This window comes from Halomonas sp. 111, from assembly GCF_052379685.1.
In the GTDB taxonomy this organism is placed as follows: Bacteria; Pseudomonadota; Gammaproteobacteria; order Pseudomonadales; family Halomonadaceae; genus Vreelandella; species Vreelandella citrativorans.
Genome location: NZ_JBQSYV010000020.1, coordinates 1 through 24,271, shown reverse-complemented (window position 1 = coordinate 24,271; position 24,271 = coordinate 1). Strand labels below are relative to the sequence as shown.

The window sequence follows — 24,271 nt, the reverse complement described above, 5'->3', positions numbered from 1 at the left end:
GCAGCCCTTGGGCTGCCCGTTTTGGTCATGCGTACCGATTAATTACACTGCTTTTGGTTCGCTCATCAAACCTTTGACGATCGCGTAGCACGCCACCAGTAGGATGATGGTAAACGGGAACCCGGTGGAAACGGCCATGGTTTGTAGCGCCGTAAGGCCGCCGCCCAGCAGCAGCGCAATGGCAATGGCGCCTTCAATGATCGCCCAGAACACGCGTTGCGGTGTGGGGGCATCCACTTTGCCGCCCGCAGTGATGGAGTCAATCACAAGCGAGCCTGAGTCGGAGGAGGTGACAAAGAAGATGATGACCAGCAAAATCGCCACGAAAGAGGTGATTTGTGCCAGTGGCAATTGCTCCAGCATCAGGAACAGCTGAAGGTCGACGCCCGCATCGCGCACGGTGCTAATACCCTGGCTTACATATTGATCAATGGCGGTGCCGCCAAAGGTCGTCATCCAAAGTACCGATACTACTGAGGGGATAATAAGTACGGAAATCAAAAACTCTCGAACCGTACGGCCGCGTGATACGCGGGCGATAAACATGCCGACGTAAGGAGACCAGGAGATCCACCATGCCCAGTAGAAGGCCGTCCAGCCTTGGCTGAAGTTAGCATCTTCACGGCCGAACGGGTTTGAAAGCGCGGTGAAGTGAGTCGCATAGCTCCACAGGTTTTCAAAGAAGCCCGTCGCGATGAACAGAGTCGGGCCTACCGCAATCACAAAGAACAGTAGCAACGCCGCCATGGCGATGTTGATCTTGGAGAGCAGTTGCACGCCCTTATCAACACCAGCAACAATGGATGCAATCGCCACCAGGGTAATGCCGACGATCAATAGAATCATCGTGACATCGCTTTCAGGCGCGCCAAACAAATACGAAAGCCCCGCTGCCGCCTGGCTGGCACCTAGGCCTAGTGACGTAGCCAAACCAAACAGCGATGCAAACACCGCCAGAATATCGATCACATGGCCTGGCCAGCCCCAAACGCGCTCACCCAAAATGGGGTAAAACACCGAGCGCATTGAAAGCGGCAAGCCTTTATTGAACGAGAACAGGGCCAGCGAAAGTGCCACGATGGCGTAAATCGCCCAAGGGTGCAGGCCCCAGTGGTAAATGGTGGCTGCCATGGCAAGCGATGTGGCTGCTGCAGCGTTGCCTTCGGCGCCGCCAAGCGGTGCCCAATTACTGCCATCAAAGGCGGTGCCGAAGTGGGTAAGTGGCTCATTTACGCCAAAGAACATCAAGCCAATGCCCATGCCAGCGGCAAACAGCATAGAGAACCAGCCCATATAGGTGTAATCCGGTTTGGCGTCGACGCCACCAAGGCGGATTTTACCCAACGGGGAGAAAATCAAACCAACACATAAAATAACGAATATGTTGGCAGCCGTGATAAAAAACCAGGACAGGTTGCCGGTTAGGAAGTTGAAAATGGAATCGTATACCGGCGCAATGGTGTCTTGCAGCGCCAGCGTCAAGACCACGAATAGCAGTACAATAATCGCTGAAATGCTAAACACCTTGCCGTGCAGGTCAAGGTCAAAGCCCATTTTATTGGTCGTAATGTTGTCCTGACCAACAACGTAGTCGGTATCGATCAGGTTTGCCGCCCCATCGGGAGCGGGTATGCCTTCAGGGGATTTTGGCTCCTCAGGGGAGCTATTGGGCTCTTGTTTATCCACGAGTACCTCTCCGTTTTAATTAGAAAACACGCGTAGTGTCGTTTTGCTTAACTATATATTAACAAGCATTGTATTGCTGTTTTATTGGAACTGTTTTGTAAGTGCAAACAAAGGTGCCGACCCCAGTATCAACTGACGTCGGCACAGTGGTGGATAGCGATTAGCTATTTAGCCATTGCTCAACCACATCCTGGTTTTCTTCGACCCATTTCTTGGCGTTCTCGTAGGGGTCGCTTCCGTCTTCCTGATTCATCAGCATTACTTCACCCATTTGCTCTGGGGTCCATTCGAATGCATTGAGAATCGCGTAGGCTTCTGGCATTTCATCGGCAAAACCGTTACGTACAACGGTATGAATTTGCTCAGCGCCTCCAAACACGTTTTCTGGATCTTCCAGGTATTTAAGGTCCCAGCGTGCAAACATCCAGTGGGGCGTCCAGCTGGTGATCACGATATCTTCTTCATTATTAATGGCGTTACTAAGCGCTGCCACCATCGTGGCGTCGCTGCCACTGCGCAGGCGAAGATCAAGGTCATAGGTATCGACAACTTGCTCTGTCAAGCCCATCAGGCCTGCACCAGGGTCTATACCGATGATCTCACTGTTAAAGAGGTCTGCGTTGCTATTAAGGTCGGCAATCGAGTCAACGTCTGTGTAAGACGGTACGACGAGCCCCAGTTTGGTGCCGTTCAGGTTGGGGCCCAGGTCTTCGACGTGGTCACCAATGCGCTCCATATACTCAGCGTGCGTTGTTGGCAGCCATGCGGCAACAATCGCATCGGCGTCACCGGTTGAAAGCGCCTGGAACATGGCCGCTGCGGAAAGCGAAGTCATGTCTACTTCGTAGCCAGCCTGCTCCAACACCGCAGCAACGACGTTAGTAGAGGCTACTTCTGACGACCATTCAACATACGCAAGATTGATGGTGCCTTGATCCTGCGCCTGAGCGGCACTGCCTACGACTAACCCAGTACCTGCAATCAATGCGGCAGAGGCCAGACGGATACGACGATTTAGCATACGTGTTTTCATTCACTTGCTCCCTTTTGTATTGTTTGCCTTAACATAACATCATGTTAGGCAATTCAGCATGGTAGTGAAAATAAAGCTCATCAAGTCAAAGGGGCTAACACCCCATCAAGTTACTTCTCATTTTCTCGTTGTCGTTGGGTATTTCAGTCAGCTTACCTTGAGGTCTTGCGTAACGACTGCGTTAAACGGTCAAGCAGCATGGCCAGAATAACAACGGCAATACCGGCTTCAAAGCCGTCGCCTGGGCGCAGGCGCTGTATTGCACGCCATACTTCGCTGCCTAGCCCATCGGCACCTATCATCGCGGCAATAACCACCATGGAAAGCGCTAGCATGATCGTTTGGTTAATGCCCGCCATCACAGTAGGTAACGAGAGCGGTAGCTGCACTTTAAATAGTTTTTGGCTTCGAGTAGCGCCGTAAGCATCCGCAGCTTCTATTAACTCTGTAGGTACCTGACGAATGCCGAGCGTCGTAAAGCGAATGGCGGGCGGCATGGAAAAGATAACCGTGGCAAAAATGGCGGACACAGAACCAATGCCGAAAAAGGGAATGGCCGGTATCAGATAGACGAACGCAGGCATGGTCTGCATAAAATCCAGCAGCGGCATGAACAAGCGATAAAGGCGTTCCGATAATGCTGCGGTAATGCCGATAGGCAGTGCAATGACAACGGCAACGACGGTTGCGATCACCACCAGCGTTAACGTCTCGATCATGGGTCCCCAAAGGCCCATGTTCCAGATTAATGCCAAGCCAAGGACCGCCCCCAGTGCCAAGCGCGGGCCCGCAAGCCTCCAGCAAAGCAGGGCAATAATGGCCAGCAGTGCCCACTCCGGTAGCCACATCAGCCCATCATTCAGGCTGTTAATCCCGGTTTGGGTAAAGCGTGAAATGCCGCGAGTAACCACAGAGTATTCGCTGGTTAGCCAAGTGAGGCCACCTTCGATCCAACTGCCTAGCGGGATACGGGGAATGTCCATTACGGTTCTCCTGCTCGTGCCAATTCATCCAGTACCGCGCCTTTCACCACAACGCCCAGTAGGCGTTGCTGTTCATCTACCACGGCAATAGGAAAGCTCTTTTCACTAAACATGGCGAACAGGTTCTGCAACGGCTCGTCGGGGGACACTTTGCGGAAGTCCTGAGTCAGGTAGTCGGCGATTTTTTCGGCGCCTTCCTTGATCGCCGTACTCGCGGACTCGGCTTCCAGTAGCCCGAGCAGACGGCGGTCACGGTCAGTTACGTAGATAGAGTCAATTGCGTGGTCCCGCATGCGGTGAAGTGCCGTGCGGGGGCCATCACTATCACGCGCGGTGCTACGCAGTGGGCGCATAGCGCTCTCGGCCGTTAGCACACGCGAGCGGTCGACCCCTTCGATAAACCGACGCACATAATCGTCCGCAGGTTGGGTCAGAATTTCTTCAGGAGTGCCAATTTGGACGACTTCGCCATCTTTAAGCAGCACGATTCGATCACCGATATTCAGCGCTTCATCCAAATCGTGGGTAATGAAGACCGTGGTCTTTTGCATTTTGGCTTGGAGCTGCAAAAGTTCCAGTTGCATGTCCTTACGAATCAAGGGGTCAAGCGCTGAAAATGCTTCATCCATTAACAGTACGCTGGCATCGTTAGCCAGTGCGCGGGCCAGGCCAACGCGCTGCTGCATTCCCCCTGAAAGCTGGTGGGGATACGCGTTCTCCCAGCCTTCCAGACCCACCTGTTTAAGGGCGGTATGGGCGATTTTATGACGCTCGGCTTTATCAATGCCGCGTATTTCCAAGCCAAACTCTGCGTTTTTTTGCACCGTGCGATGCGGAAACAGCGCAAAATTTTGGAAGACCATCGAGAAATGGCGGCGTCGGCACTCCAGTAACGCCTTTTCACTCAGGGTGGGGATGTTTTCATCATCAATGATGATCTCACCTTCCGTTGTGTCAATCAGGCGATTAAGACAGCGGATCAATGTCGATTTGCCTGAGCCCGAAAGGCCCATGATGACGAGGAGTTCACCTTCATAAACATCGAAGGATATGTTGGAAAGGCCGAGTGTCTGGCCTGTTTGCTCAAGGATTTCTGGACGTTTAAGACCCTGGTCGCGTAGCTCTAATGCTTTTCGAGGTTGTTTACCAAAGACCTTACTTAAGCCTCGGACTCTAATTTTAACAGGACGTTGCTCATCCATAGGCGATGCCTTTTATGTGTATGAGGCGCTTTGTATGGTTGCTCTTTCTGATTTGCCGCCATTTACATAAAAGCAGCACCACCTTCTGTATAAAGCAGCCACACAAAGCATTCATAATGAAAAAACAGTATATGGTTGTATATTTATTAAAAAATATTATACATAAATGAGTGGGTTGTGTCACAACGCCTCTTTAAGCGCGGTCAAGAAATGCCACATGTGTCATTTTGCGCCCACGCGTGGTTGATTGTTAATAGTGATTTTTTTATTTTAAGGTATTGATTTTAATTATTATTTTTAATAATTCATTGAGTTGGCTTGATGTGTGCTTGGCTTAGGATAGTGATTCAGGATGTTTTTTGCAGGTTTCAAGGAGATGAATTTTATGAATAAGCACGCGGATGTAAAAGCGAAGCGCCCACGTCTACTTTCTTTGTGCATGATCGCAACTGCTGCCAGTGTCCTCTTGCTTGCTGGCTGTGGTGACAATGAAGAAGAATTGCCGCCTGCCCAACAGCCTGAAACCATGGAGCAAAGTGCAGCACCTGACGTTGAGCAGGATGCCACTATGACCCAAGAGCCTTCCTCAACGGATCAAGCCGCAGATCCCGCTGATCCAGCAGGCACGGGTTCAGCAGATAACGATGAAGCAATTGTCCCGCAAGAGTCAATACAGCCTGAAGATGAGGCGCGTACCCAAGATGTTGAAGAAGAGCCCGGTTTTGGTGAAGGTACAGATCCCATGCCAGGAGCCGCCGATGAAGAAAATGATGATGAGTTAACTAACGGCTAATACCTACGTACTGTTCCCTACGATGATAAGCCGCTTCAGCTGTTCGTTCCCTGCGGCTGCTCCACACGGTTTATCATCTTTACCCTCGCACCTGCGAGGGTTTTTTTTGCGCTGAAGTATGATGCTACTAAGGGTTGCTACCCGTGTGCCCGCGCTACCGCAGCCAGACGCTTGCATCGTAGACGCGCCTGGCTATGTTGATAAAGACAAGGTTGATAAAGGCAAGGTTGGTACTCATACCACTGTGATAAGCAAAGGAGAGCGGCATGGTGATACTCGATAAAACACGCATCAAGGCACTGTTGTTGGCCTTTATCTGCGCATCAAGCACGGTTTTTCTGGTGGGATGTGGAGAAGACAGTCCCCCCAATGAGAATGCTCAGCCGGAGCCTGAAGAACCGCTGAATCAGGGGCCGATGGCCAATGATGATGCTACCGGCGTACCGCCAACAGAAGACGGTACTTAAGTTTTTCACGTAAAGGCCAGACCAGCGATGGGGGTTGGCCTTTTCATACAGAGTCCTGTTGGTCTAGTCCGATTGAACTAGTCCTGTTGATCTACTCTTCGCTATCTTCAAGACGGCGATAGAGTGTGCGTCGAGCGATACCCAAAAGCTCCGCTGTTCGGCGTTTGTTGCCTCCTGTCGCTTCGAGCACTTTTCGAATATAGCGCTTTTCCACTTCCTCCAGGCTAGGCCATCGAGTGGGCGAGGGCGTCGGTAACTGTGCCCCTGGCAGTACTTCTCCGCTTAACGTCGGCGTGATCTCGGCACCAGCTTCCGGATGAGAATTCTCGCGCAAGCGTTCGGGTAAATCCTGGTGCTGCAAAAGACCCTCTTCACTGAGCGTTACCGCTCGCATAATGGCGTTTTCCAATTCGCGGACGTTACCGGGGTAGGTGTAATTCAGCAGGCTGTTGAGTGCCTCGGGCTCAATTTGCTCAATCTGCTTGTTTTGCGCTTCCGCATGTTTATCAATCAACGCAAAAATCAGATGTTCAATATCGCTGCCCCGTTCACGCAGGGGAGGAATGCGCAGTGAAAAGGTTTCCAGACGATAAAACAAGTCGCTACGAAAACTCTCCTGCTCAATCTCTTTATCCAGGTTGCGGTGGGTCGCCGCGATGATGCGCACATCCACAGCTTCTTCGCGCTCGCCGCCGACCGGGCGCACGGTTTTTTCCTGAAGCGCCCGGAGCAGCTTGGCCTGGAGGTTGATCGGCATTTCGCCTATTTCATCTAAAAACAGACTGCCACCTTGAGCGGTATGAAAAAGCCCTTTGCGCGCTTCATTGGCCCCGGTAAAGGCGCCTTTCACATGGCCGAAAAACTCACTTTCCATCAGCTCAGCAGGTATGCTGGCGCAGTTGACGGGGATAAAAGGGGCCTCATGGCGAGGGCTTTCCTGATGAATGGCGCGCGCCAAAAGCTCCTTGCCGGTACCGCTTTCCCCCAAAATAAGAATGGGTGCATTACTTTTAGCCAATCGCGATGCGTCATGAAACAGCGACTGCATAACATTACTTTTGCCCACAATGCCATGAAAGTGGCTGAGCTCTGTATCGTGTGAAAGCGATAGACGCTGGCGCTCCAGCACCCGAAAGACCGCCTCACGGATAGCATCAAGGTCAAGTGGCTTGGTCAGGAAGTCGTTGGCGCCAAGCTTGAGCGCTTCAACGGCCTGATCGATAGTGCCAAAAGCGGTAATAACGATGATCCCCAATTCGCTGCCACTTTGACGAATTTGCTGCAGCAGCTGAATGCCCGTCATCCCCGGCAGGCGTACATCGGTAATCATCATGGCCACAGGGGTATGGCTTAGTAGGGCAATGGCCTCTTCAGCGCTGGGCACGCCAAGCGTTTGATAGCCCGCATCGTTCAACTCTTCTTCTAAAAGCTCTCGGATAGCGGGGTCATCTTCCACTACCAGCAAAGGTAAAGGATGTTCCTGATGGGTCACAAATGTTGTCCTCAAGCGGATGCGGTTTCACTAAGTGGAAGTGTGATTTCAAATCCAGCGCCACCAAGAGCGCTGTCAAACACACCAATCGTACCGCCGTGGTCATTAATAATACGGTGCACCATGGAGAGCCCCAAGCCACTGCCTTGACCCACCGGTTTGGTAGTGAAAAATGGGTCAAAAACGTGCTGATGGTTGCTAGCAGGGATGCCAGGGCCATCGTCTTCTACATAGAGCGTTAATTCATGATCATGCGTACGTACGCGTACGCGGATATGGCTTACGTTAGGAGCTTGCGCTGCATTACGCAGTAGATTGGTAAGCACCTGAACGATTTGCTGTTCGTTTGCCAGTAAATGAGGCGTGGGCGAGGGAAGATGGATATCCAACCGGATATTTCGCGGTTCAAGCTCCTCTTCTACTAAATCGCTGGCATTTTGAATTAACCGATCAAGCGCCAGTTCGCCTTTTTCGACATTATGCTGTCGGCCTAATTCCATTAATTGACGAACTATTTCGACAATTCGCTCAACTTCGCCGCGAATGCGGACAAGTTTGGCCCGTTCCTCATCGCCAATGACGTTTCGGCGAGCTAGCCGCTGGGCCTGGCCGTTAATAACCGTAAGGGGGGCGCCAATTTCGTGGGCGACGCCGGCTGCAAGAACACCCAGCTCTGCCAGTTTTTTGGATTTACGCAGGCGCTTTTCAAGCTCAATTTCACGCTGTTGACGCTCTTCAATATCGTGATCTTTTTCAGCCATGGCGTCGAGCATGCCATTTAAACCTGAGGCAAGCCGACTATACTCAGCCGGGCCGTCTATCGTCGCACGCTGGCTACGATCACCGTCTTCCACCAGCAGCATAACGTGCAATAAACGATTAAGCGGACGTTCAATATAGCGCCTAAACCCCCACCAAATGCTAAAGACGATGCCAGCTGCGCCAATGACAAACACCAGAACCGCCACAATACTTATAAACCCGGTGTAATTTTCGATGCCGGTATTTAAGCGGTTAACCTGAAGTGCACCATGAACGGTGCCATCCTGGGTGCGTAGTGGGATGATGGCCGAGTAATAGGTCCAGCCATCATACTGGCGATAATTACTGTAAAGGTCATCCTGCTCAATTACCTGGCGGATCTCTTCGGGAGAGAAAAGGTCTTTGCCTAAGCCCAGCCCGTAAACTTCGCGCCCCTGAAGGTCAAAGACGTAAGCGCCATAAATTCGATGGAACGAAAACGCCGATTGCAGTGCTTCTTCTAGCGGTGTTGGGCTGTCTCGGGAGACCGCACCACTCAGTGAGGTGCTAAGCGCCCGAGTAATGATCTCGACTTCCGTTTGCAGTTTGGAGCGAACATTGTCTTCCAGCGATTTTATGGCCACTAAGCTGAACACCACCAATACAACAAACAGCGGTACGATGACGGTGATGATAATTAAATTACGAAGTCGCATGCTGCTTCCATGGTGGCATTAAGCGTTTCATCAGTGAAAAGCATTATCAGTAGAAACGGCGGTTGATGAATAGAGTTATGAACATGGGGCCATCAAAGAATCGCCGGATTAAGGGGATTCTGCAGGCAGTAGCCGATAAAGGCTGCCTTGGCGCTCATCGGTTAGCAAGTAAATGGCGCCGTCTGGGCCTTGGCGCACATCACGAATACGGCCAATATGACCATCAAGAATACGCTCACTTTCAGTAACTTCATCGCCATTAAGCGTGAGGCGTAGCAGCTGTTCACTGCTTAAACCACCTGCGAGCAGGTTGCCCTCCCAAGCGTTGAACGTGCTTCCTCTGACTTCGGCTAAGCCGGATGGTGCAAAACGTCCTTCAAAGTCATAATTCGGGTCTTCCATGCTTGGCAGCGACTTTTCGCCTATGGGTTGCTGGGTAGCGTAATCGTTGCCGAGCGTAACCTCAGGCCAGCCGTAGTTAGCACCTGCCTTGATGTGATTCAGCTCATCTCCCGTGAGCGGGCCATGTTCCGATACCCACGGCTCACCGTTTTTCAATACGGTCATACCTTGAATATTACGATTACCCAGCGAGTAGATCTCATCTCGGGTGTTGGCATCATTCACAAACGGGTTGTTTTCCGGCACGCCGCCTGTTTCGGTCAAGCGCAGCGTAGAGCCTGCGTGGTCATCGCGCGCCTGCGCTCTGGAAGGCTCCGAACCCCGGTCGCCAACGCTCATAAGCAGCGTACCATCGTTTAACCAGGCCAGGCGTGAGCCGTAATGGCGACCGGGAGCCGAGGCGCGATCCTGCTCAAACAGATGCTCTACATCGCCTAATTGGTCATCTTGCCAGTAAACACGCGAAAGCGCTGTACGGCTGTTGTTAGCGTCGGGTTTGCTCCAGGTAACGTAAATCCAGTCGTGTTCGCCGCTGCCGTCTGCAAAATCCGGGTGTAGTACCACGTCAAGTAGGCCACCCTGGCCATGATGATTGACCGTTGGCATGCCCTCCTGCGCCTGATATTCACCGCTGCGCGAATCCACCAGATTTAGTTGCCCGTTGCGCTCGCTTACCAGGAGGCGGCCATCTGGAAGAAATGCCACCGCCCAAGGGTGTTCAAACCCCGAGGCTACCCGCTCAATGGCGACGGCTAGATGCTCGGTTTCGATAGATTCATGGACAACCTCAGCATGCGCCGTACCCGCTGCACTCGTTAGCAGCAGTCCGCCCAAAACGGTTGATAGCCATGAAGTAACCGGCTTGGCGTTTTGTTCCACGTGCATAGCGCATTCTCCTGTAGTGATGAGCCCAAGGGGAACCTCAGCGGGGCGAACCTTGTAATAAGGCCATCATCAGTCTAGCAGGGACTTTTCCTATTGGGCTCATTCCCCACCAAGAGAAGGCATTAGGAGTGCTAACAGTATCGGTAGGTAGATCAGTGCTAACAGGGTCGAGCAAAATACCAGGCTGGCCACGTAGGCTGGCTCACGCCGGGCACGCTGGGCAAATAAATAGTTAAACACCGCCACGGGCATACACATTTGTAAAACGAGAATGCCTTGCGCCAGCGGCGGAAGCCCTACCCAGCCTGCGATGAACCAGGCCGCCACCGCCGCCAACGGTATGCGCACGAGGCTAAACCCTAACCCGGAACGCAGGCTTTTTACCTGAATGCTCGCCAAGGAAACACCCAGGGTGATCAGCATCAGCGGCACGGTAAAGCCCGACATAAGGCCTACGGTGTTGCCAAGCCAAGGCGGTAGTGAGGTATCGGTTAGCAGCAGCACCATGGAAATTAAAATGGCATATACCGTCGGGGTCTTAACGAGCGTTTTTAGCGGGTTGCCTTGGCTATTGAGAACAGAGCCCAGAGTGAACTGGAACAGCGAGACCGTTACCATCACCGTGATGCCATAAGCAAAACCAGCGCTACCAAATGCATAAAGAACCACTGGTAGCCCCATGTTGCCGGTATTGGGGTACATCATGGGAGACAGCAGAACGCGCCAGTCACGGCCCAGCAGCTTGGCAACAGCAAAGGTCGCTAGCCCCATGGTGATGATCACCAGCGCAGTCGCCAGCATGGTGCGACCAAAGGTGTCGGCATCTATGTCGGCACCCGCAAGCGAGGCCAACACCAGCGCGGGCGTGCCGATGTTGAAAACCAGTCGAGTAACAAAATCGACAGGATAAGGGTGTCCTAGCCGAATCCACAAAAAACCTAACCCCGCACCGGCAAGTACGGGGGCCATAACAGCAAACAGTTCGGCAAGCATTAACGGTCCTTGGCAATCGTGGGTTGCCTATTGTCGTTAATGAGCCTGCTAATAGGCAAGGCGAATACGCAAAATTCGTTAAGCGTTTACGGCTGAACGTTGCCACTGCACGGGAACGTGCTGGCGCAAAAAATCAAGCAACGCGTTGGTTCGCCGAGGTTGGTGGCCGTAAGCGTAAAGTAAATTAATGGGCAGCGGCGTAGGCTCCCAGCCCACTAGGCAAGGGACCAGCTCGCCAGGGTGATGTTCTTCACGCCGTTTAACTAACCAGTGGGGCAGTAGACCTATCCCTTGATGACCCGCAATGGCGTCGATATGCAGCGCGGTCAAATCGACGCGCAGGCGCGAGCGTGGCGGGTCGAAAAGATAATCACCGTACCTGGCGTGATGGAGCGTTAGTCCGTTGGATGCCGTGTTGAGCAAGTCGATCCAGGCGTACTGGGGTAACTCATCAGGATGGGTTGGTGACCCGTTTTCGGCCAGATAGCGTGGGCTGGCATATAACCCGCGGGTTAAATGGCCCAGACACTCCTGGTTAAGCCCGCATTCATTGGTAAAGCCCAGCCATACATGCACGCTATTGCTATGCATTTTGGTGGGCGGTGTTTCGCGGGTTCGAAGCTCTAGCTCTACTTTTGGGTAACTGTTTAAAAAGGCATTGACCACAGGGGCCATCCAGCTTCGCGCCAAGGCCCCATGGATTTCCAGCGTGACTTTGCCACTAATTTCTTCGCGCAGCTCGGCCAAGGCTTCCTGGCTGTGGCTTGCCATCGAGAGCAATTCAGTACAGTACGTATGAAAGAGCAGGCCAGCCTCGGTAGGAATTAAACGATTGGCCTGGCGGCGTAGTAGAGGCTGATTAAGCCGTGCTTCCAACTGACTGATACGACGACTCAGTGTTGATTTTGCTAACCCCAGCTTTTGCGCACTGTGTGTCACGCTACCGGTCGCCATTACATCCGCGAAAGCAGCCAGTTCGTCAAAGTCATACATGGTCGCGCCACAGGTCAATTAAGAAGCGTCTATTGTGCCACTTAATAATGTGAATGCAAATAATATACATTACAGTTCTGGCGATCAGCTAAACGTTATAATTCACGTTAAACAAAACAAAAAACCCCGCGTTAAACGGGGTAAAAGGATCGAGAATGTATTGCCAGTTAAGCTGTTCTTAGAAGTCGAACGTTAGACCCAAGTTATACTGACGACCATCCAGCACGACTCCATACTCATCGTTCGTCACTTCTTTATTGGCAATATTGTAGATACCCGCTTTAACCTGCGCGCGGTCCGTTAGGCTATAAACCAACCCAGCATCGACAAAACCATACCCTGGTGTGCCATCATCCATACTGGTGCGCGACAGATAATCGCTAGTGGAGCCGCGATAATTACCTTGTGTCCACAGGTTCAACTCAGGCGTGGCTTGCCAATCAACCACGAGGTTGAACATATGTTCGGGGACCTTGTTCAACGGTTGGCCTGCAAACTCACCTGATTTCTGCTCGGAGTCGGTAAAGGTGTAGCTGGAGCGTAAGCGAACATCTTGAGTAACGTCATAATCTAACGAGAACTCGACACCCTGTATTTCTGCTTTATCAATATTCCGGTAGGTGCTGATGAATACATACTCGTTCCCGGCGTAGGGGCATTCCCATGTGGAGGGGTCATTGCGATCAGCACCCGCCGTGTTGCAGTAGCGGTCTTCGGCGATCTTGTCATCAAACTGGGTGTGGAACAGCATCATGCTTGAAGTAAGGCGGCTATCATTGCTGGTAAACACAAACCCGGCTTCATAGTTGGTGCTGGTTTCAGGATCGAGATTTTCATTACCGATGATCAGCGCACGGGCATGGGGCGCTGGAGAGCCACTGCCGCCAGTGCCTCGTCCAAAACCTTCAGTGGCAGCAGCAAGGCCTGGCTGGGAGTAACCGGTAGAGACGCCGCCCTTGAGCGTCCACTCAGGCGTCAGGTGGTAGTTGGCATAAACACGCGGAGACAGGTGGCCGCCGAATAGCTCATCGTCGTCGTAACGCATGCCGGTTGTGACGCTGAAAGCATCCGTAAGACTCCACTCCATCTCGATGAACAGCGCAGCAATCCAGCGATCAACACTGCGCATGGCGTTAGGGCTGTTGCCGATGAGTCCATTGGTGTCATCGACAAGGTCTTCTACCCGGTACTGACCGCCGAAGGTCAGCATGTGATCGCCCCAGAAGTAGGTCGATTGGCTATTAAACGTCGTTACTTTCTCGCGCTTCTCGTCGGGCGTGGTGTTTACTCGTTCTGAGATGTCATGCTGTAGGTAAGTATCTGTCATAAAGGCGCCGTACGTGCCTTTATGACCCAGCGTGAATACATCCTTATCGTATCGATAGGTGCTGGTGCTGGCAGGGTTTCCTCGGCTATCAATTTCTGGAATGCTTCGGCCAGGCGTATGAGTGAATTCTTTGGTGGAAGCGGTATAGCCCGCGCTAAATTCGTTCAGCTCGTCGGGGGTCAAAGTGAGCTCGGCGCCAATCTGGCGTGTATCGCTGTCAGGCGTGCTTTCAGCGTTGTCGCTACCGCCTTCGTAGTCACTCTCTTCTGTACCGTGCCAGCTGCCATGCACACGTAAGCCAAGCAACCCTTCGATCAGCGCGCCACCGGTATAGAAACTGACCTGCTGTGAGTCGTTATTAATATCGTTGAGGGAGTGGGTGTACTCAGTGGTCACCTGCCCCGACCACTCATCCGGCACGCGCTTGGTAATGATGTTGATAACGCCGCCCATTGCCTGCGATCCGTAAAGCGAGGACATGGGGCCGCGGATAACCTCGATACGCTCAATCATCGAAATGGGCGGAAGACCGATCTGTTTGCCTTCATCCTGGCCATTGGTATTGACGGCGCGCCCGGCAGAAACAGGGCGGCCATCAATCAGATACAGCGTGTAGCTATTGTCCATCCCGCGGATACTGATGTCCTGCGCTTCCCCGCCACCGGTCACATAGACACCGGGAATGTTCATTACCGCATCCGTAATATCGCTATAGGACTGACGGTTCAACTCTTCACCGCTGATGACCGAAATACTAGCGGGTGCATCCGCAATCGACTGCTCGAAGCCCGAGGCAGTTACCACCATCGTATCAAGCGAAGTGTTATCCTGGGCGGTAGCAGCGGCAGCGATAGCCATTGAAGACAGACTGACAGCCTTGGCCAAGGCGCGACGTGAAAAGTAAGTCATGTTTTTCCCTTGAGATAATAGTGCGCTCTGCTTTTATGAATATATTGGCATATGATACTGGTTCTCATATGAGATTTGTATTCTATTGTTAAAGGTTCCATAAATCGATAAAAAAACCATGAACATGTCGTTGTGATGTACGCAACCGTATACGTTTGTAATTTTTATGTGTGTGGAATGTAACAGGCGCTTTTGTGTCGATTAACCCGGTAGAAAAACCAGGTAGAAAAAGAAGAGTGGAGGCAAAAAAAGAAAAGTCTTTGAATGCGAAATAAAAGAAAAGGGGAGCCTGGTGCAATAAAGCCTGGAGATTGCCAAGGTAGGGTGTTGCCATAAATGGAACACGTTATTCTGTGAAACAGTACTGCATTTGTTTTTGAGAATCGTTACTATTAAAGAAATCAATTAACAGTAGGGATTCACTATGCTGCGTTCGTTACTGCGTCTTGGCTTGTCCGGTGTGCTATTGAGTAGCTTGATTACCAATGCGCAAGCCCGAGAGCTGGAGACTGCTTTTGGAGAAATTGAAGTACCTGATGCGCCAGAGCGTGTTGTAACGCTATATGAAGGCGCGTTAGACGCATCGTTGGCCGCCGGTGTCACCCCGATAGGCGCCATTGCTTCGCGTGGCAGCAAGGATGTCGCGGCTTACATTGGTGAGCACACCGATGTAAGCACGCTGGAAATGGTCGGTGTTACCCGTGAACTCAATATCGAAGCGGTACTTCGTTTACAGCCTGACCTGATTCTTGCAGCACCACAGCTTTCTGAAGAGCAGTACCAGTTGCTGTCACGTATTGCCCCCACGGTCGTCCCTAAAACAAGCGGTTTTTCTCGAGACAGCTGGAAAGCAGAAACGCAGCTGTTTGGTCAGGCGCTGGGTAAAGAAGCAGAAATTGATGAAGCGCTTGAAAAGGTGGAGCAGCGTGCCGCAGAGCTTAACGAACGTTTGAGTGATGCCAATGTCGGTGGCACCGCTTACCTGGTGCGGTGGATGCCTGCTGGCCCCATGGTCATGTCCTCTGAGCTGTTTTCAACCGGCGTACTTGCTTCGACAGGGCTGATAGTGGAAGACGAAGGCCTGGTCAGTGAGGGAAGTGCCCATAGCGATGTATTAAGCCTTGAAAACCTCTCACTGATTGACAGCGACTGGCTATTTCTTGCCACGCTAAATGAAGATGGCCAGCAAGCGTTGGAGGCTGCCGAACAGAGTAATGCCTTCACCCGTTTGAATGTTGTGCAACAAGAACACGTTGTGCCTGTGAATGGCCAAGTATGGAGCAGCGCCTCAGGGCCGCTGGCCGCCCAGGCCATTCTGAACGATATCGAACAAGCGCTCTTGCCTTAAGCGTCCTTACTATCAAGGTACGCCTGTGAAGGAACGAACATGTCAGTAAGTTCGCTAACGCAGCGCTTTGAACAACGAACGCTGCTGTTAAGCCTGCTCACCGCCCTAGTGGCGGTGAGCGTCGTTAGTTTGTTGGTGGGGGCTGGCAGCGTTTCGCCATTACAAGCGCTCTCTATGCTGTTGGGTAGCGAAGACAGCGACGCGCATTTTGTGGTATGGGAACTGCGTGCACCACGCACCTTGATTGGCATTGTGGTGGGTATGGCGCTGGGTGTTTCGGGTGCGCTCTTGCAAGCCGTTGCGCGTAACCCGCTAGCGGAACCGGGGTTGCTGGGCGTCAGTGCGGGGGCGGCATTTGCTGTTGCGCTGGCGCTAGTGCTGGGTTCAAGTGCGGCCACCCTGCGTATTTCCGTTGCGCAGTTGGGTGCATTGATAGGCTGCCTCTGCGTATTGGGCGTAGCGCGTTGGCGCGGCGTGGGTAATGACCCAGTGCGCCTGGTGCTGGCCGGTGCTGCTTTCTCGGCGTTGCTGGGGGCGATGACCGCGCTACTGCTGCTGTTTGACCAGCGCTCTGCTGACGAAGTGCGCTTCTGGGTGATTGGCAGTTTGGCCGGCCGTCGTCTGGAAGATCTAATAGCCGTATTGCCTTCTATCGCCTTTTGCACGCTTTTGGTTGTGTTGATTGCGCGCCCTTTATCCGCATTAGCACTCGGGGAGCGGATGGCATCGGGGCTGGGGCATCATCCTCAGCTGATTCGTGCATTGGTCGTACTTTGCGTAGCGCTTTTGGTCGGGGCCGCAACGGCCATTGCCGGGCCTATTATTTTTGTCGGGCTGGTAGTGCCTTTTGTTGCTCGCGCGTTTGCCGGGCCAGATATCCGACGCACTCTATGGTTTTGTTTACCGATTGGCCCGTTAATCGTCGTCTCGGCCGATGTTATTTCCCGCTTGGTGGTCGCTCCCTCTGAACTACCGCTGGGTGTTCTTACGGCATTGTGCGGAGCGCCTGTGCTTATTGCTGTTGTACGCGCCCGCCGTTTACCCATGTTGTGAGTTTGTTATGACGCCTCGCTGGTTAAAAGCTGAATTCAAAAAACAGGGCGCCACGGCTGTGGTCGCGAGAACACCCGATATGGGCATGGCGCGTTATGAAGAAGAGCCGGTAGAGCCGCCGACGGGCTACTGGCGCTGGGGCGAGCACCGAGGCGATGGCTACAGTATTCTGCTTGAGCAGCGAGCCGTTTGGGTTAACAGTGGATTAGTGGTTGTACTGCTGCTCGCCTGCATTGCCTACCTTAGCCTTGGCACCATCACGCTGGACCCGCGTGATGTAGTGCAAGCGCTGGCTGGGCAGGGCGATATGATGACCGGTTTTATGGTGCAGGAGTTACGCTTGCCGCGGCTTGTGGCCGCCTGTTTGACCGGAGGCGCCTTTGCGCTGGCGGGTATTTTGATGCAAACGCTGGCACGTAACCGCTTGGCCACGCCCGGTATTATTGGTATTGATAACGGTGCCACCGCCTTTGCGGTGGCCTCCGTTGTGGGGATGAGCGTATCACTGGCGCCTTCCGCGATGGCCTTGACCGGCGCCGCCACGGCTGCCGTTATTACCTTTGGGCTTGCAGCTGGCAGCGGCACGCAAGGGTACCGGTTTATCGTTGCGGGTGTTGGGGTAGGAGCCATCTTTGGGGCCATCACGCAACTGATGTTGGCGCGCGTGGCTATCGATACAGCCAATGCTGCTTACCCCTGGACTGTCGGTTCCCTCAATGCCCGTTCCGGCGGCTCAGTCCAGCTACTGGGAGTTGGCTTAGCGCTGGGCTTTGTTGCCGCACTAGTGCTGGCACGCTCACTCACAGTGTTACGGTTTTCCGACGCTACGGCCAGCGGTTTGGGCATCAACACCACCGTACGCCGTATCCAAATATTACTGCTATCGGTTGCTTTAACGGCCCTGGCCGTTGCGGTGGCGGGCCCCGTAGGCATGGTGGGGCTAATCGGCCCTGAGATTGCCCGTGCACTTTCCACTCCGCGTCATGTGCCGGTAGTCGCGGCTACGCTGGCAGGTGCGCTCGTGATGGTGTTAGCGGACCTTGCGGGACGAACGCTACTATCGCCAATCGAACTGCCGGTTGGTATTGTCACCGCCATCATCGGCGGCCCCTGGCTTTTATGGATTTTGATGCGCCCGCAACGGAGTCACGCATGAACGATTTTCGAACCCCGCCCACACTAGCCACTCACGCATTAAGCATGGGTTATGGCACGCGGCGGGTGATCGATGGCCTGGACGTGACACTGCCCAGTGCCAAAGTGACGGCCATTGTAGGGCCTAACGGATGTGGTAAATCGACATTACTTGCGGGCCTGGCGCGTTTGCATAAGCCCGATGAAGGTAGCGTGTTGCTTAACGGTGAAGATATTCAACGCTTACCGTCTCGCCAACTCGCCACTCAGTTGGCGCTGCTGCCCCAGGAAGCTATCGCCCCAGAAGGGCTAACGGTAACGGAACTGATTCGCTTTGGGCGTCAGCCGCATCAGGGCTGGTTGCGGCAATGGTCGGCCGAAGACCAGCGGGTGGTACAACACGCGCTTTTAGCGGCAGGGCTTGAGGATTTAGCGGATCGCCCCATTGATGCGCTTTCGGGTGGGCAACGCCAGCGTGCCTGGATCGCTATGACCATCGCTCAGCAAACGCCGCTTTTACTGCTGGATGAGCCGACTTCCGCGCTTGATTTAGGCCACCAGATCGAGGTGTTTGAACTGGTGCGCCACTTGGCTGGGCATGGGCGCACCGTGGTGATGGTACTGCATGATTTAGCCAGCGCTTGCCGCTACGCGGACCACTTGATCGCCATGTGTGATGGAAAAATTGTTGATCAGGGCGCGCCTGCGAATGTGGTCACGCCAGAGCTGGTGCGCAAGCTGTATCAGGTCGACTGCACGTTACTTTCCGACCCGGCGACCGGTAGCCCGTTACTGGCTAATGTGCGCCGGGCGACCGAGCCCGCTTAAAAAGATTATTCGCTAAAGGCTTAGCGGTTAATCAGCAAGGCATTCAGGGTAATGGGCACGTTATCGTCAATCTGTTGATAGCCAAGCATGGATAGCAGAGTACGGACCGTGGTGTTCGCCATTAACGTCTTGCCATCCAGCGTCATTGGCTCTGCGTGAGTCACCCTCACTTGATTCAAGCCTTCGCGGGTAAAGCGCAAGGGCACCGACTCCTCCCGGTTCACCATTTCGTTTTGTACACTAAAGGTAATGGTCTCGACCAGCGACTCATTGATATCCAGTGCATCCAGCCGTTCCGGCGGCATCTGCCCAACCAGTGTGACCAGCGGAGTATTCGACAGCAGCGCGACCCACGGCGGTAGATCATTAAAGCGCGAAAGCAGATCGGTCTGGCTCAACTTGAGGGGCAGGCGCAGCGTGCCATCGGGCGAGATATCACCTTCTAAATTACGCACCTGATGATGATGCGTTTGAGGTGTCGCCCCGTTGAGCTGAGTAATCGCCGCCTCTACACGCGACTCACCAGGATCAAGCTGCCAATCGGCCTGAACCTGCACCGTTAGCAGCAACGGGAAAAGAGCAATCAAAGCTTTCAAGGCGCGTCTCCGCATAAAGAACTCCATCTCAAGACCCGTAATCCCGTAAAAAGTGCCATTCCCGCACGAAGATACGTGCGTAGGGGTAGCCTCGCCCCGCCACATTCGCTATTATATGCACGCTTTTGGGCCTATAGCTCAGTTGGTCAGAGCAGGGGACTCATAATCCCTTGGTCGTAGGTTCAAGTCCTACTGGGCCCACCATTTTTCAATGACTTATCCTCGCGCTTCCCCTTCCTTTCTGTACTTTTCCTCAAAGTGGCAACCAAGTGTCAACCGAAGACTTTCGGGCCGTATGTGATTGCTTCCCTTAAATGATCCGGTGCTAGATGTGCGTAACGCATGGTCATTTGTATACTTTGATGTCCTAATATCTTTTGAAGTATTAGTAAGTTACCGCCGTTTATCACGAAGTGGCTTGCGAACGTGTGCCGTAAAACATGCGTGCGCTGCCCTTTAGGCAATTGGATATCTGACGCTTTAAGAGCGTTGGTGAAGGCTTGGCAGGGGACATTGATCAGGCCTTTGTGGTGGTGGGAGCGGGAGGCGCATCACTACCAGGGGCTTCCAGCGGTGTTTTATCGCCGCCTTCTAGCTGGGTAATACCGTGCTGAATTAGGCGCTCGCCCAGGGCTGAGGGGGTTAGGCCGTGGGTGCCTGCCTGGATCAAATACCGGCTATGAATTTCCTGATCGAGAAAGACCCGGATGGGCTGTTTTTTTACTCATGTGTATAACTCCGGAAGGACTAAAGGCCGTTGTGGATAAGGGGCGGCGCGTTAGTCGTGGGGTTGTGGGTCGTTGCGCGGGGAAAACCACTACCGAGGAACGGGGGGAGGCATTGGTAGCAGTGGGACCGCAGGGAGTGGCCGGGGCGAGGCCATAGTGCTTGGTGAGGTAGTTCAGGGCGTGCTGGTAGTGCTTAAAGACGATGCCGTACGTAGTGCCTTCATGGACGTTAGAAACACGGGTAATAGTGGTGTCGTTCAGGTCGAGCGCTGGCAGGTGGTCAGCAGGTACGGCGATAAAGCAGAAGCCGCCTGTCGGTACGATGTGTTGATGTAGCAATAACACTGTCTGGCGTCGCTTTATCGTCGAGCATAAGGCGCTGAGTGCAGATGGTCAGGCCTTCGATGCCCAGCAGCGTGCAGGGCGCTTCAAGGGTGGCAACGGGGGCTAGGGCGGCCATTAGGTCCAGTCCTCCGATTGCAGGCACTCAGCAGTGAAGAGCGCGACATTAACGAGACGACGACGGCCCACTTTTATAATGGGGAGGTTTCCCTGGTTAAGCTGGCCCCGGATGGTGTCGGGGGTGAGGCCAGTGAGTTCAGAGAAACGCTCTATTGTCATAACGGGCACCTGAGGTGCGGGGACGTGGGGCGTGTTGCTCGTTTCCATGCTGTACCTGCTCGCTGTGGCATGTTGTGGTATCTTCAAATCAGCAATTTAATTAATGCTTTAATATTGCTGAGCGGGTGTACCAGTTAATTGGTATCCTACGAACTTAGTATACGAAGAAGTTGGTATATGCCCAGTGATCTAGCCCAAAAAATGCGAGAAATACGCGAGGTCGAAACGTCTGGCCGCGCTGAATTTGCGCAACTTATTGGTTTCAATAAAAAAAACTGTTGAAAGCATAGAGCAGGCTGGAAGAGCGCCAAAAGGGGAAATGCTGCAAGCTATTTGTAAGCAGTGGCCCAAATACACACTTTGGTTAATGACGGATCAAGTAGATGAAGTGTGCGGACAAGTAAGCCCCGATATAGAGAGGGCACGCCGCGGGTTGAAGCAAACAGGGACGGGTACCGACTAGCACAAAAGGTTGTGGATAGTTGGTAGTCAGGGGGAAGGTATTGTGGGTAATCTTGTACATGAACGTAAATATGAAAGTGCAGTACAACTCTATGAGTTAATAAGCAAAGATTTTAGAAACTACCCACGCTTTGTTTTTAGGGGACAAGGGTGTTCAAGTTACGAACTTGAGCCAGGAATAGTTCGTAACAATGATTATCTATACAGTTTTTATATGGAGGGTAGCTTGTTAGGAGGAGGGATTGATTTTCGAAGATATGAATACGATTTACTTAGGTTTTTTATAAAAGGATGTGATAAATCAGGAATATTAATTCCTAATGATGGCCATGATTTAAGAGCATCTTTTAATTTAATTGATGATAAAGTAAAAGTTCCTTTTGGCGTGAGTTATCATAATGAGGAAAACGACCTGAGTGTACCAAGTGAATGGCCTGATTATAATAGTTATTCCATAATGATCATGGCTCAACATCATGGACTACCTACAAGGCTTTTAGATTGGACTGGCTCTTTTTATACTGCCATGTATTTTGCATCGGTTGGGGGAATGAAGAGATTGATGCGTTTGAAAGATGAGGATGTAAGCGGTAAAGAAATATCTATATGGATTTTAAATGGTTTGAGTTTGAATTTAAAAAGTGAAATAAGTGGTTATGCATTAATGAAGCCACCAACGTCTTTAAGCGTAAACATAACTCCACAAGAAGGTTTCTTTACTACTTATTACGGAAATTCTGATAGGAAAGAAAGCTATATTTTAAATAACCAAGAACTTATTAGTGAACTTTTGTCAAAGAACACTCTAGATATTAAAGAGTCCATAAGCATGTATGAGATTTGTAAAAAAAATGGATGCACAGGGGCTTTTCTTTTTCCTGGATTAGATGGTGCAGCAAAAGAAGCCGAAGAATATTTCATGTTAAGGTATTTGAAAAAAAGATTTAAGATGTAGCCTATTAAAAATACTCCTGCCAAAATAATTAGAAAACTTTTTCATTCCAAATCTTTATCGAATGCCGACCGCTCCGTAAGCGATTGGAACCATCCCAGTAGAGAAAACGGCACAGATTGCCCCATAGGTACGTGTGTACGTGCTCGAAGGTTTGCCAAGAATATTCTTTCGCTCATACTAAGTGGTTATGCAAAAGTTATTGAGTAATTGGTGCCATAACCATTGCATACGTTTTTGACCGCTTCACAAAGCTTATCGAACGAACGGTAGGCTGTTAACGGTAGCCATCGGTATTTGATTTCGCGCCAAAGGGTTTCGATCAGGTTCAGCTCCGGCGAATAAGGCGACAAATAGACCAGGTGAATACGATGTGCCATCCAGTCAATAAGTTTGCGCTGGAATGCCCTGGAACGGTGCATTCTGGCATTATCCAGTATCACGACGGCGAATGCGTCAGGGTCTTTATGTGCCGCAAACTGATCAAAGGCTTCTATAACGATCTCAGTGGTCACTGAGTCGGTGGTCATGTGGTGAAAGAACTCACCTTTTCTGGTGAGAAAGCCCAGTACATTCAGCCGTTTGCTGTGTGGATAGGCAATGACTTCCCAGGGCTTGGCTATCGGGCTCCATGCATAAGGAAGTGACGATGATTGCGAGAAACCGGCTTCATCAAAGAAATAGAGATCGCACTCACCACCATCTTCCCACTTCTTCAACACATTGATCATCTCTTGCGTATGGCGGAAATCTGTTTCGTCACGCTGTGCCCTCAATGAGCGGCGTACCCGCTTACAGCTATAGCCTTTTTTTTAACGCGCGCCGCAACGTGTCCTGGCTGACGACGTTACCTGTCTGCTCCTGAAACCTGGCATGGAGGACAGGCAATTGATGGGGATACTCTTCAACCAGTTGTTCTAACACAGCCAGATCGCTCTCACTGAGGAGGTGCGGGCGTCCTTGGCGAGGCTTGTCTTGAAGACCTTCAATACCGTCTGCTTCCCATTGGGATAACCAGGTCGATACCGTATCGCGCCTAACCCCGATAATATCGCGAATCTGGTTAATCGTATGGCCCTTGTGGTTGAGCAGAACTGCGTGAGCCCGACGACGTAGTGCTCTCTTTTCGCCGTATTGGTAGGCTTCATTTAAGATACGTTGCTGGCCAGGTGTTAAAGAAACGAAACGTAAGCGCCGAGACATGGTTCTGAGTTTTACTCTGATGGACCTTTGTTTATTATGCGCGATAATTTATGCAGAAGCACTTAGGAAGAACTATCCCCTCTTGCAGTCGCAATGGCCTTTGCATTCTCGAGTTTGGTGATTGATTAATAGCTCTTAGCGCTAATGCATAAGAACTGCTTTGCAGGTTGATAAATACGCAGAACTAATAAGCGGGTAGCCGATGTAGGGAGCGTTATAATCGAAAACGTACCGTTGTCAGACATAGGAACGGCACCTTGAAAGCATGGTGTATCCTGGTAAGTGGTATGGCCATCAACTACGCACTTGTAAATATCGGCATTGGCCGTGAACGTAGGTAGCATCAGAAGAATAGGCAAAACAGTTTTTTCATAATCCATATTTCTAATTAAAAGTAGGGATTGGGGTATTGTCAAAAATTTATGAACAACGTGAAAGGTGTCCACACTAAGGTGATGTAATGAGTCGTTATGATGTGCCTAGTAGCTGTAACTATCTGATTCTAAATTTTTCATACGCGTTTGAGACGTTAAAGAAGGTTCTTGTAATCAGTAAGCCTGTAGCGTCAACATAGGGTCAACCAAAATATGTAGTAACTTGCTGTGTTAAGCTTTAATGCTAAATAAAATCAGTGCTTTATGACGTGGCGGGCCAGTGTATGAGGGTTTGGGACGCTATCATAATCCCTTGGTCGTAGGTTCAAGTCCTACTGGGCCCACCATTT

General features: G+C 51.8%; 23 protein-coding genes, 1 tRNA gene and 1 pseudogene. 9 read left to right on the top strand and 16 right to left on the bottom strand.

Features of this window, described 5'->3' with window-relative positions; translation table 11 throughout:
- Window positions 1-42: 42 nt before the first annotated feature.
- From ACT3T7_RS14695 to ACT3T7_RS14680, 4 genes are all read right to left on the bottom strand, one after another.
- Entirely contained in the window at window positions 43-1,686 is a 1,644-nt protein-coding gene (locus tag ACT3T7_RS14695; protein ID WP_192527427.1) for a BCCT family transporter, read from the bottom strand.
- Window positions 1,687-1,846: 160 nt separating this feature from the next.
- Window positions 1,847-2,719 (bottom strand): glycine betaine ABC transporter substrate-binding protein, encoded by an 873-nt coding sequence (locus ACT3T7_RS14690; protein ID WP_444631429.1) that lies wholly within the window; start codon window positions 2,717-2,719, stop codon window positions 1,847-1,849.
- Window positions 2,720-2,871: 152 nt separating this feature from the next.
- Window positions 2,872-3,702 carry an ABC transporter permease gene (locus tag ACT3T7_RS14685; RefSeq protein ID WP_172117529.1) on the bottom strand — a complete coding sequence of 277 codons (831 nt, stop codon included), beginning with the start codon at window positions 3,700-3,702 and terminating at the stop codon, window positions 2,872-2,874.
- Entirely contained in the window at window positions 3,702-4,904 is a 1,203-nt protein-coding gene (locus ACT3T7_RS14680) for a quaternary amine ABC transporter ATP-binding protein (RefSeq protein WP_172117530.1), read from the bottom strand. The genes ACT3T7_RS14685 and ACT3T7_RS14680 overlap by 1 nt, the downstream gene beginning before the upstream one ends.
- Window positions 4,905-5,289: 385 nt before the next feature.
- Between ACT3T7_RS14680 and ACT3T7_RS14675 the strand changes: the two genes are divergently transcribed.
- Together ACT3T7_RS14675 and ACT3T7_RS14670 are read left to right on the top strand one after the other, a co-directional pair.
- Window positions 5,290-5,697, top strand: a complete 408-nt coding sequence (locus ACT3T7_RS14675; protein ID WP_172117531.1) for a hypothetical protein — start codon at window positions 5,290-5,292, stop codon at window positions 5,695-5,697.
- A gap of 266 nt (window positions 5,698-5,963) precedes the next feature.
- Window positions 5,964-6,164: a hypothetical protein gene (locus ACT3T7_RS14670; protein ID WP_172117532.1), complete on the top strand. Its 201-nt coding sequence runs from the start codon at window positions 5,964-5,966 to the stop codon at window positions 6,162-6,164.
- 91 nt (window positions 6,165-6,255) lie between these two features.
- Here the strand turns inward: ACT3T7_RS14670 and ACT3T7_RS14665 are convergent, their stop codons facing one another.
- The 6 genes from ACT3T7_RS14665 to ACT3T7_RS14640 form a co-directional block, all read right to left on the bottom strand.
- Complete coding sequence (locus ACT3T7_RS14665; protein ID WP_172117533.1) at window positions 6,256-7,656, bottom strand: sigma-54-dependent transcriptional regulator; 1,401 nt, start codon at window positions 7,654-7,656, stop codon at window positions 6,256-6,258.
- Window positions 7,657-7,667: 11 nt separating this feature from the next.
- Window positions 7,668-9,113, bottom strand: coding sequence for a sensor histidine kinase (locus tag ACT3T7_RS14660; protein ID WP_172117534.1), 1,446 nt, complete (start codon window positions 9,111-9,113; stop codon window positions 7,668-7,670).
- 108 nt (window positions 9,114-9,221) lie between these two features.
- Window positions 9,222-10,400, bottom strand: coding sequence for a PQQ-dependent sugar dehydrogenase (locus ACT3T7_RS14655; RefSeq protein WP_172117535.1), 1,179 nt, complete (start codon window positions 10,398-10,400; stop codon window positions 9,222-9,224).
- 99 nt (window positions 10,401-10,499) lie between these two features.
- The gene (locus ACT3T7_RS14650) at window positions 10,500-11,393 is read right to left on the bottom strand and encodes an AEC family transporter (RefSeq protein WP_172117536.1); all 894 of its coding nucleotides are present in this window, start codon (window positions 11,391-11,393) and stop codon (window positions 10,500-10,502) included.
- Window positions 11,394-11,471: 78 nt separating this feature from the next.
- Entirely contained in the window at window positions 11,472-12,386 is a 915-nt protein-coding gene (locus tag ACT3T7_RS14645; RefSeq protein ID WP_444631428.1) for a LysR family transcriptional regulator, read from the bottom strand.
- Between the two features lie 178 nt (window positions 12,387-12,564).
- Complete coding sequence (locus ACT3T7_RS14640) at window positions 12,565-14,622, bottom strand: TonB-dependent receptor domain-containing protein (protein WP_193054480.1); 2,058 nt, start codon at window positions 14,620-14,622, stop codon at window positions 12,565-12,567.
- 424 nt (window positions 14,623-15,046) lie between these two features.
- On the opposite strand from ACT3T7_RS14640, the gene ACT3T7_RS14635 reads away from it, so the two are divergent.
- Genes ACT3T7_RS14635 through ACT3T7_RS14620 form a run of 4 tightly spaced genes read left to right on the top strand, consistent with a single transcriptional unit; the run spans window position 15,047 to window position 18,985 of the window.
- Window positions 15,047-15,970, top strand: a complete 924-nt coding sequence (locus ACT3T7_RS14635) for an ABC transporter substrate-binding protein (RefSeq protein WP_193054481.1) — start codon at window positions 15,047-15,049, stop codon at window positions 15,968-15,970.
- Between the two features lie 39 nt (window positions 15,971-16,009).
- Window positions 16,010-17,023 carry a FecCD family ABC transporter permease gene (locus ACT3T7_RS14630; protein WP_193054482.1) on the top strand — a complete coding sequence of 338 codons (1,014 nt, stop codon included), beginning with the start codon at window positions 16,010-16,012 and terminating at the stop codon, window positions 17,021-17,023.
- Window positions 17,024-17,030: 7 nt separating this feature from the next.
- A complete protein-coding gene (locus ACT3T7_RS14625) occupies window positions 17,031-18,179 on the top strand; it encodes a FecCD family ABC transporter permease (RefSeq protein ID WP_444631427.1) in 1,149 nt (382 codons plus the stop codon).
- The gene (locus ACT3T7_RS14620; protein ID WP_444631426.1) at window positions 18,176-18,985 is read left to right on the top strand and encodes an ABC transporter ATP-binding protein; all 810 of its coding nucleotides are present in this window, start codon (window positions 18,176-18,178) and stop codon (window positions 18,983-18,985) included. Before ACT3T7_RS14625 ends, ACT3T7_RS14620 begins: the two co-directional genes overlap by 4 nt.
- 20 nt (window positions 18,986-19,005) lie before the next feature.
- On the opposite strand, the gene ACT3T7_RS14615 is transcribed toward ACT3T7_RS14620, so the two are convergent.
- On the bottom strand, window positions 19,006-19,596 hold the full coding sequence (locus tag ACT3T7_RS14615; RefSeq protein ID WP_444631425.1) for a hypothetical protein: 591 nt from the start codon (window positions 19,594-19,596) through the stop codon (window positions 19,006-19,008).
- 112 nt (window positions 19,597-19,708) lie between these two features.
- Between ACT3T7_RS14615 and ACT3T7_RS14610 the strand changes: the two genes are divergently transcribed.
- Window positions 19,709-19,785: transfer RNA gene (locus ACT3T7_RS14610), tRNA-Ile, on the top strand.
- A 68-nt stretch (window positions 19,786-19,853) separates the two neighbouring features.
- Here ACT3T7_RS14610 and ACT3T7_RS14605 read toward each other — a convergent pair.
- Both ACT3T7_RS14605 and ACT3T7_RS14600 read right to left on the bottom strand, forming a co-directional pair.
- A pseudogene (locus tag ACT3T7_RS14605) lies at window positions 19,854-20,081 on the bottom strand (tyrosine-type recombinase/integrase); the annotation flags it as partial.
- A 17-nt stretch (window positions 20,082-20,098) separates the two neighbouring features.
- Entirely contained in the window at window positions 20,099-20,251 is a 153-nt protein-coding gene (locus tag ACT3T7_RS14600; RefSeq protein ID WP_193054485.1) for a hypothetical protein, read from the bottom strand.
- Window positions 20,252-20,465: 214 nt separating this feature from the next.
- Between ACT3T7_RS14600 and ACT3T7_RS14595 the strand changes: the two genes are divergently transcribed.
- Window positions 20,466-20,645, top strand: coding sequence for a hypothetical protein (locus tag ACT3T7_RS14595; RefSeq protein ID WP_193057017.1), 180 nt, complete (start codon window positions 20,466-20,468; stop codon window positions 20,643-20,645).
- A 123-nt stretch (window positions 20,646-20,768) separates the two neighbouring features.
- Here ACT3T7_RS14595 and ACT3T7_RS14590 read toward each other — a convergent pair whose 3' ends face one another.
- Window positions 20,769-20,978, bottom strand: coding sequence for a hypothetical protein (locus ACT3T7_RS14590; RefSeq protein WP_026285835.1), 210 nt, complete (start codon window positions 20,976-20,978; stop codon window positions 20,769-20,771).
- 457 nt (window positions 20,979-21,435) lie between these two features.
- Here ACT3T7_RS14590 and ACT3T7_RS14585 point away from each other — a divergent pair, with 457 nt between their 5' ends.
- On the top strand, window positions 21,436-22,347 hold the full coding sequence (locus tag ACT3T7_RS14585) for an FRG domain-containing protein (protein WP_444631424.1): 912 nt from the start codon (window positions 21,436-21,438) through the stop codon (window positions 22,345-22,347).
- 185 nt (window positions 22,348-22,532) lie between these two features.
- Here ACT3T7_RS14585 and ACT3T7_RS14580 read toward each other — a convergent pair.
- Both ACT3T7_RS14580 and ACT3T7_RS14575 read right to left on the bottom strand, forming a co-directional pair.
- A protein-coding gene (locus ACT3T7_RS14580; RefSeq protein ID WP_444631423.1) for an IS630 family transposase occupies window positions 22,533-23,547 on the bottom strand; the annotation gives its coding sequence in 2 pieces (ribosomal slippage) (window positions 22,533-23,148 and window positions 23,147-23,547; 1,017 coding nt in all).
- A gap of 125 nt (window positions 23,548-23,672) precedes the next feature.
- Window positions 23,673-23,891: a DUF4124 domain-containing protein gene (locus ACT3T7_RS14575; protein WP_441679530.1), complete on the bottom strand. Its 219-nt coding sequence runs from the start codon at window positions 23,889-23,891 to the stop codon at window positions 23,673-23,675.
- Between the last annotated feature and the right edge of the window lie 380 nt (window positions 23,892-24,271).

Coding starts and splice junctions, on each gene's coding strand:
- ACT3T7_RS14690 (WP_444631429.1), bottom strand. CDS start 2,719: ATGAAAACACGTATGCTAAATCGTCGTATCCGTCTGGCCTCTGCCGCA.
- ACT3T7_RS14685 (WP_172117529.1), bottom strand. CDS start 3,702: ATGGACATTCCCCGTATCCCGCTAGGCAGTTGGATCGAAGGTGGCCTC.
- ACT3T7_RS14680 (WP_172117530.1), bottom strand. CDS start 4,904: ATGGATGAGCAACGTCCTGTTAAAATTAGAGTCCGAGGCTTAAGTAAG.
- ACT3T7_RS14675 (WP_172117531.1), top strand. CDS start 5,290: ATGAATAAGCACGCGGATGTAAAAGCGAAGCGCCCACGTCTACTTTCT.
- ACT3T7_RS14670 (WP_172117532.1), top strand. CDS start 5,964: ATGGTGATACTCGATAAAACACGCATCAAGGCACTGTTGTTGGCCTTT.
- ACT3T7_RS14660 (WP_172117534.1), bottom strand. CDS start 9,113: ATGCGACTTCGTAATTTAATTATCATCACCGTCATCGTACCGCTGTTT.
- ACT3T7_RS14655 (WP_172117535.1), bottom strand. CDS start 10,400: ATGCACGTGGAACAAAACGCCAAGCCGGTTACTTCATGGCTATCAACC.
- ACT3T7_RS14650 (WP_172117536.1), bottom strand. CDS start 11,393: ATGCTTGCCGAACTGTTTGCTGTTATGGCCCCCGTACTTGCCGGTGCG.
- ACT3T7_RS14645 (WP_444631428.1), bottom strand. CDS start 12,386: ATGTATGACTTTGACGAACTGGCTGCTTTCGCGGATGTAATGGCGACC.
- ACT3T7_RS14640 (WP_193054480.1), bottom strand. CDS start 14,622: ATGACTTACTTTTCACGTCGCGCCTTGGCCAAGGCTGTCAGTCTGTCT.
- ACT3T7_RS14635 (WP_193054481.1), top strand. CDS start 15,047: ATGCTGCGTTCGTTACTGCGTCTTGGCTTGTCCGGTGTGCTATTGAGT.
- ACT3T7_RS14630 (WP_193054482.1), top strand. CDS start 16,010: ATGTCAGTAAGTTCGCTAACGCAGCGCTTTGAACAACGAACGCTGCTG.
- ACT3T7_RS14625 (WP_444631427.1), top strand. CDS start 17,031: ATGACGCCTCGCTGGTTAAAAGCTGAATTCAAAAAACAGGGCGCCACG.
- ACT3T7_RS14620 (WP_444631426.1), top strand. CDS start 18,176: ATGAACGATTTTCGAACCCCGCCCACACTAGCCACTCACGCATTAAGC.
- ACT3T7_RS14615 (WP_444631425.1), bottom strand. CDS start 19,596: ATGCGGAGACGCGCCTTGAAAGCTTTGATTGCTCTTTTCCCGTTGCTG.
- ACT3T7_RS14590 (WP_026285835.1), bottom strand. CDS start 20,978: ATGGAAACGAGCAACACGCCCCACGTCCCCGCACCTCAGGTGCCCGTT.
- ACT3T7_RS14575 (WP_441679530.1), bottom strand. CDS start 23,891: ATGCTACCTACGTTCACGGCCAATGCCGATATTTACAAGTGCGTAGTT.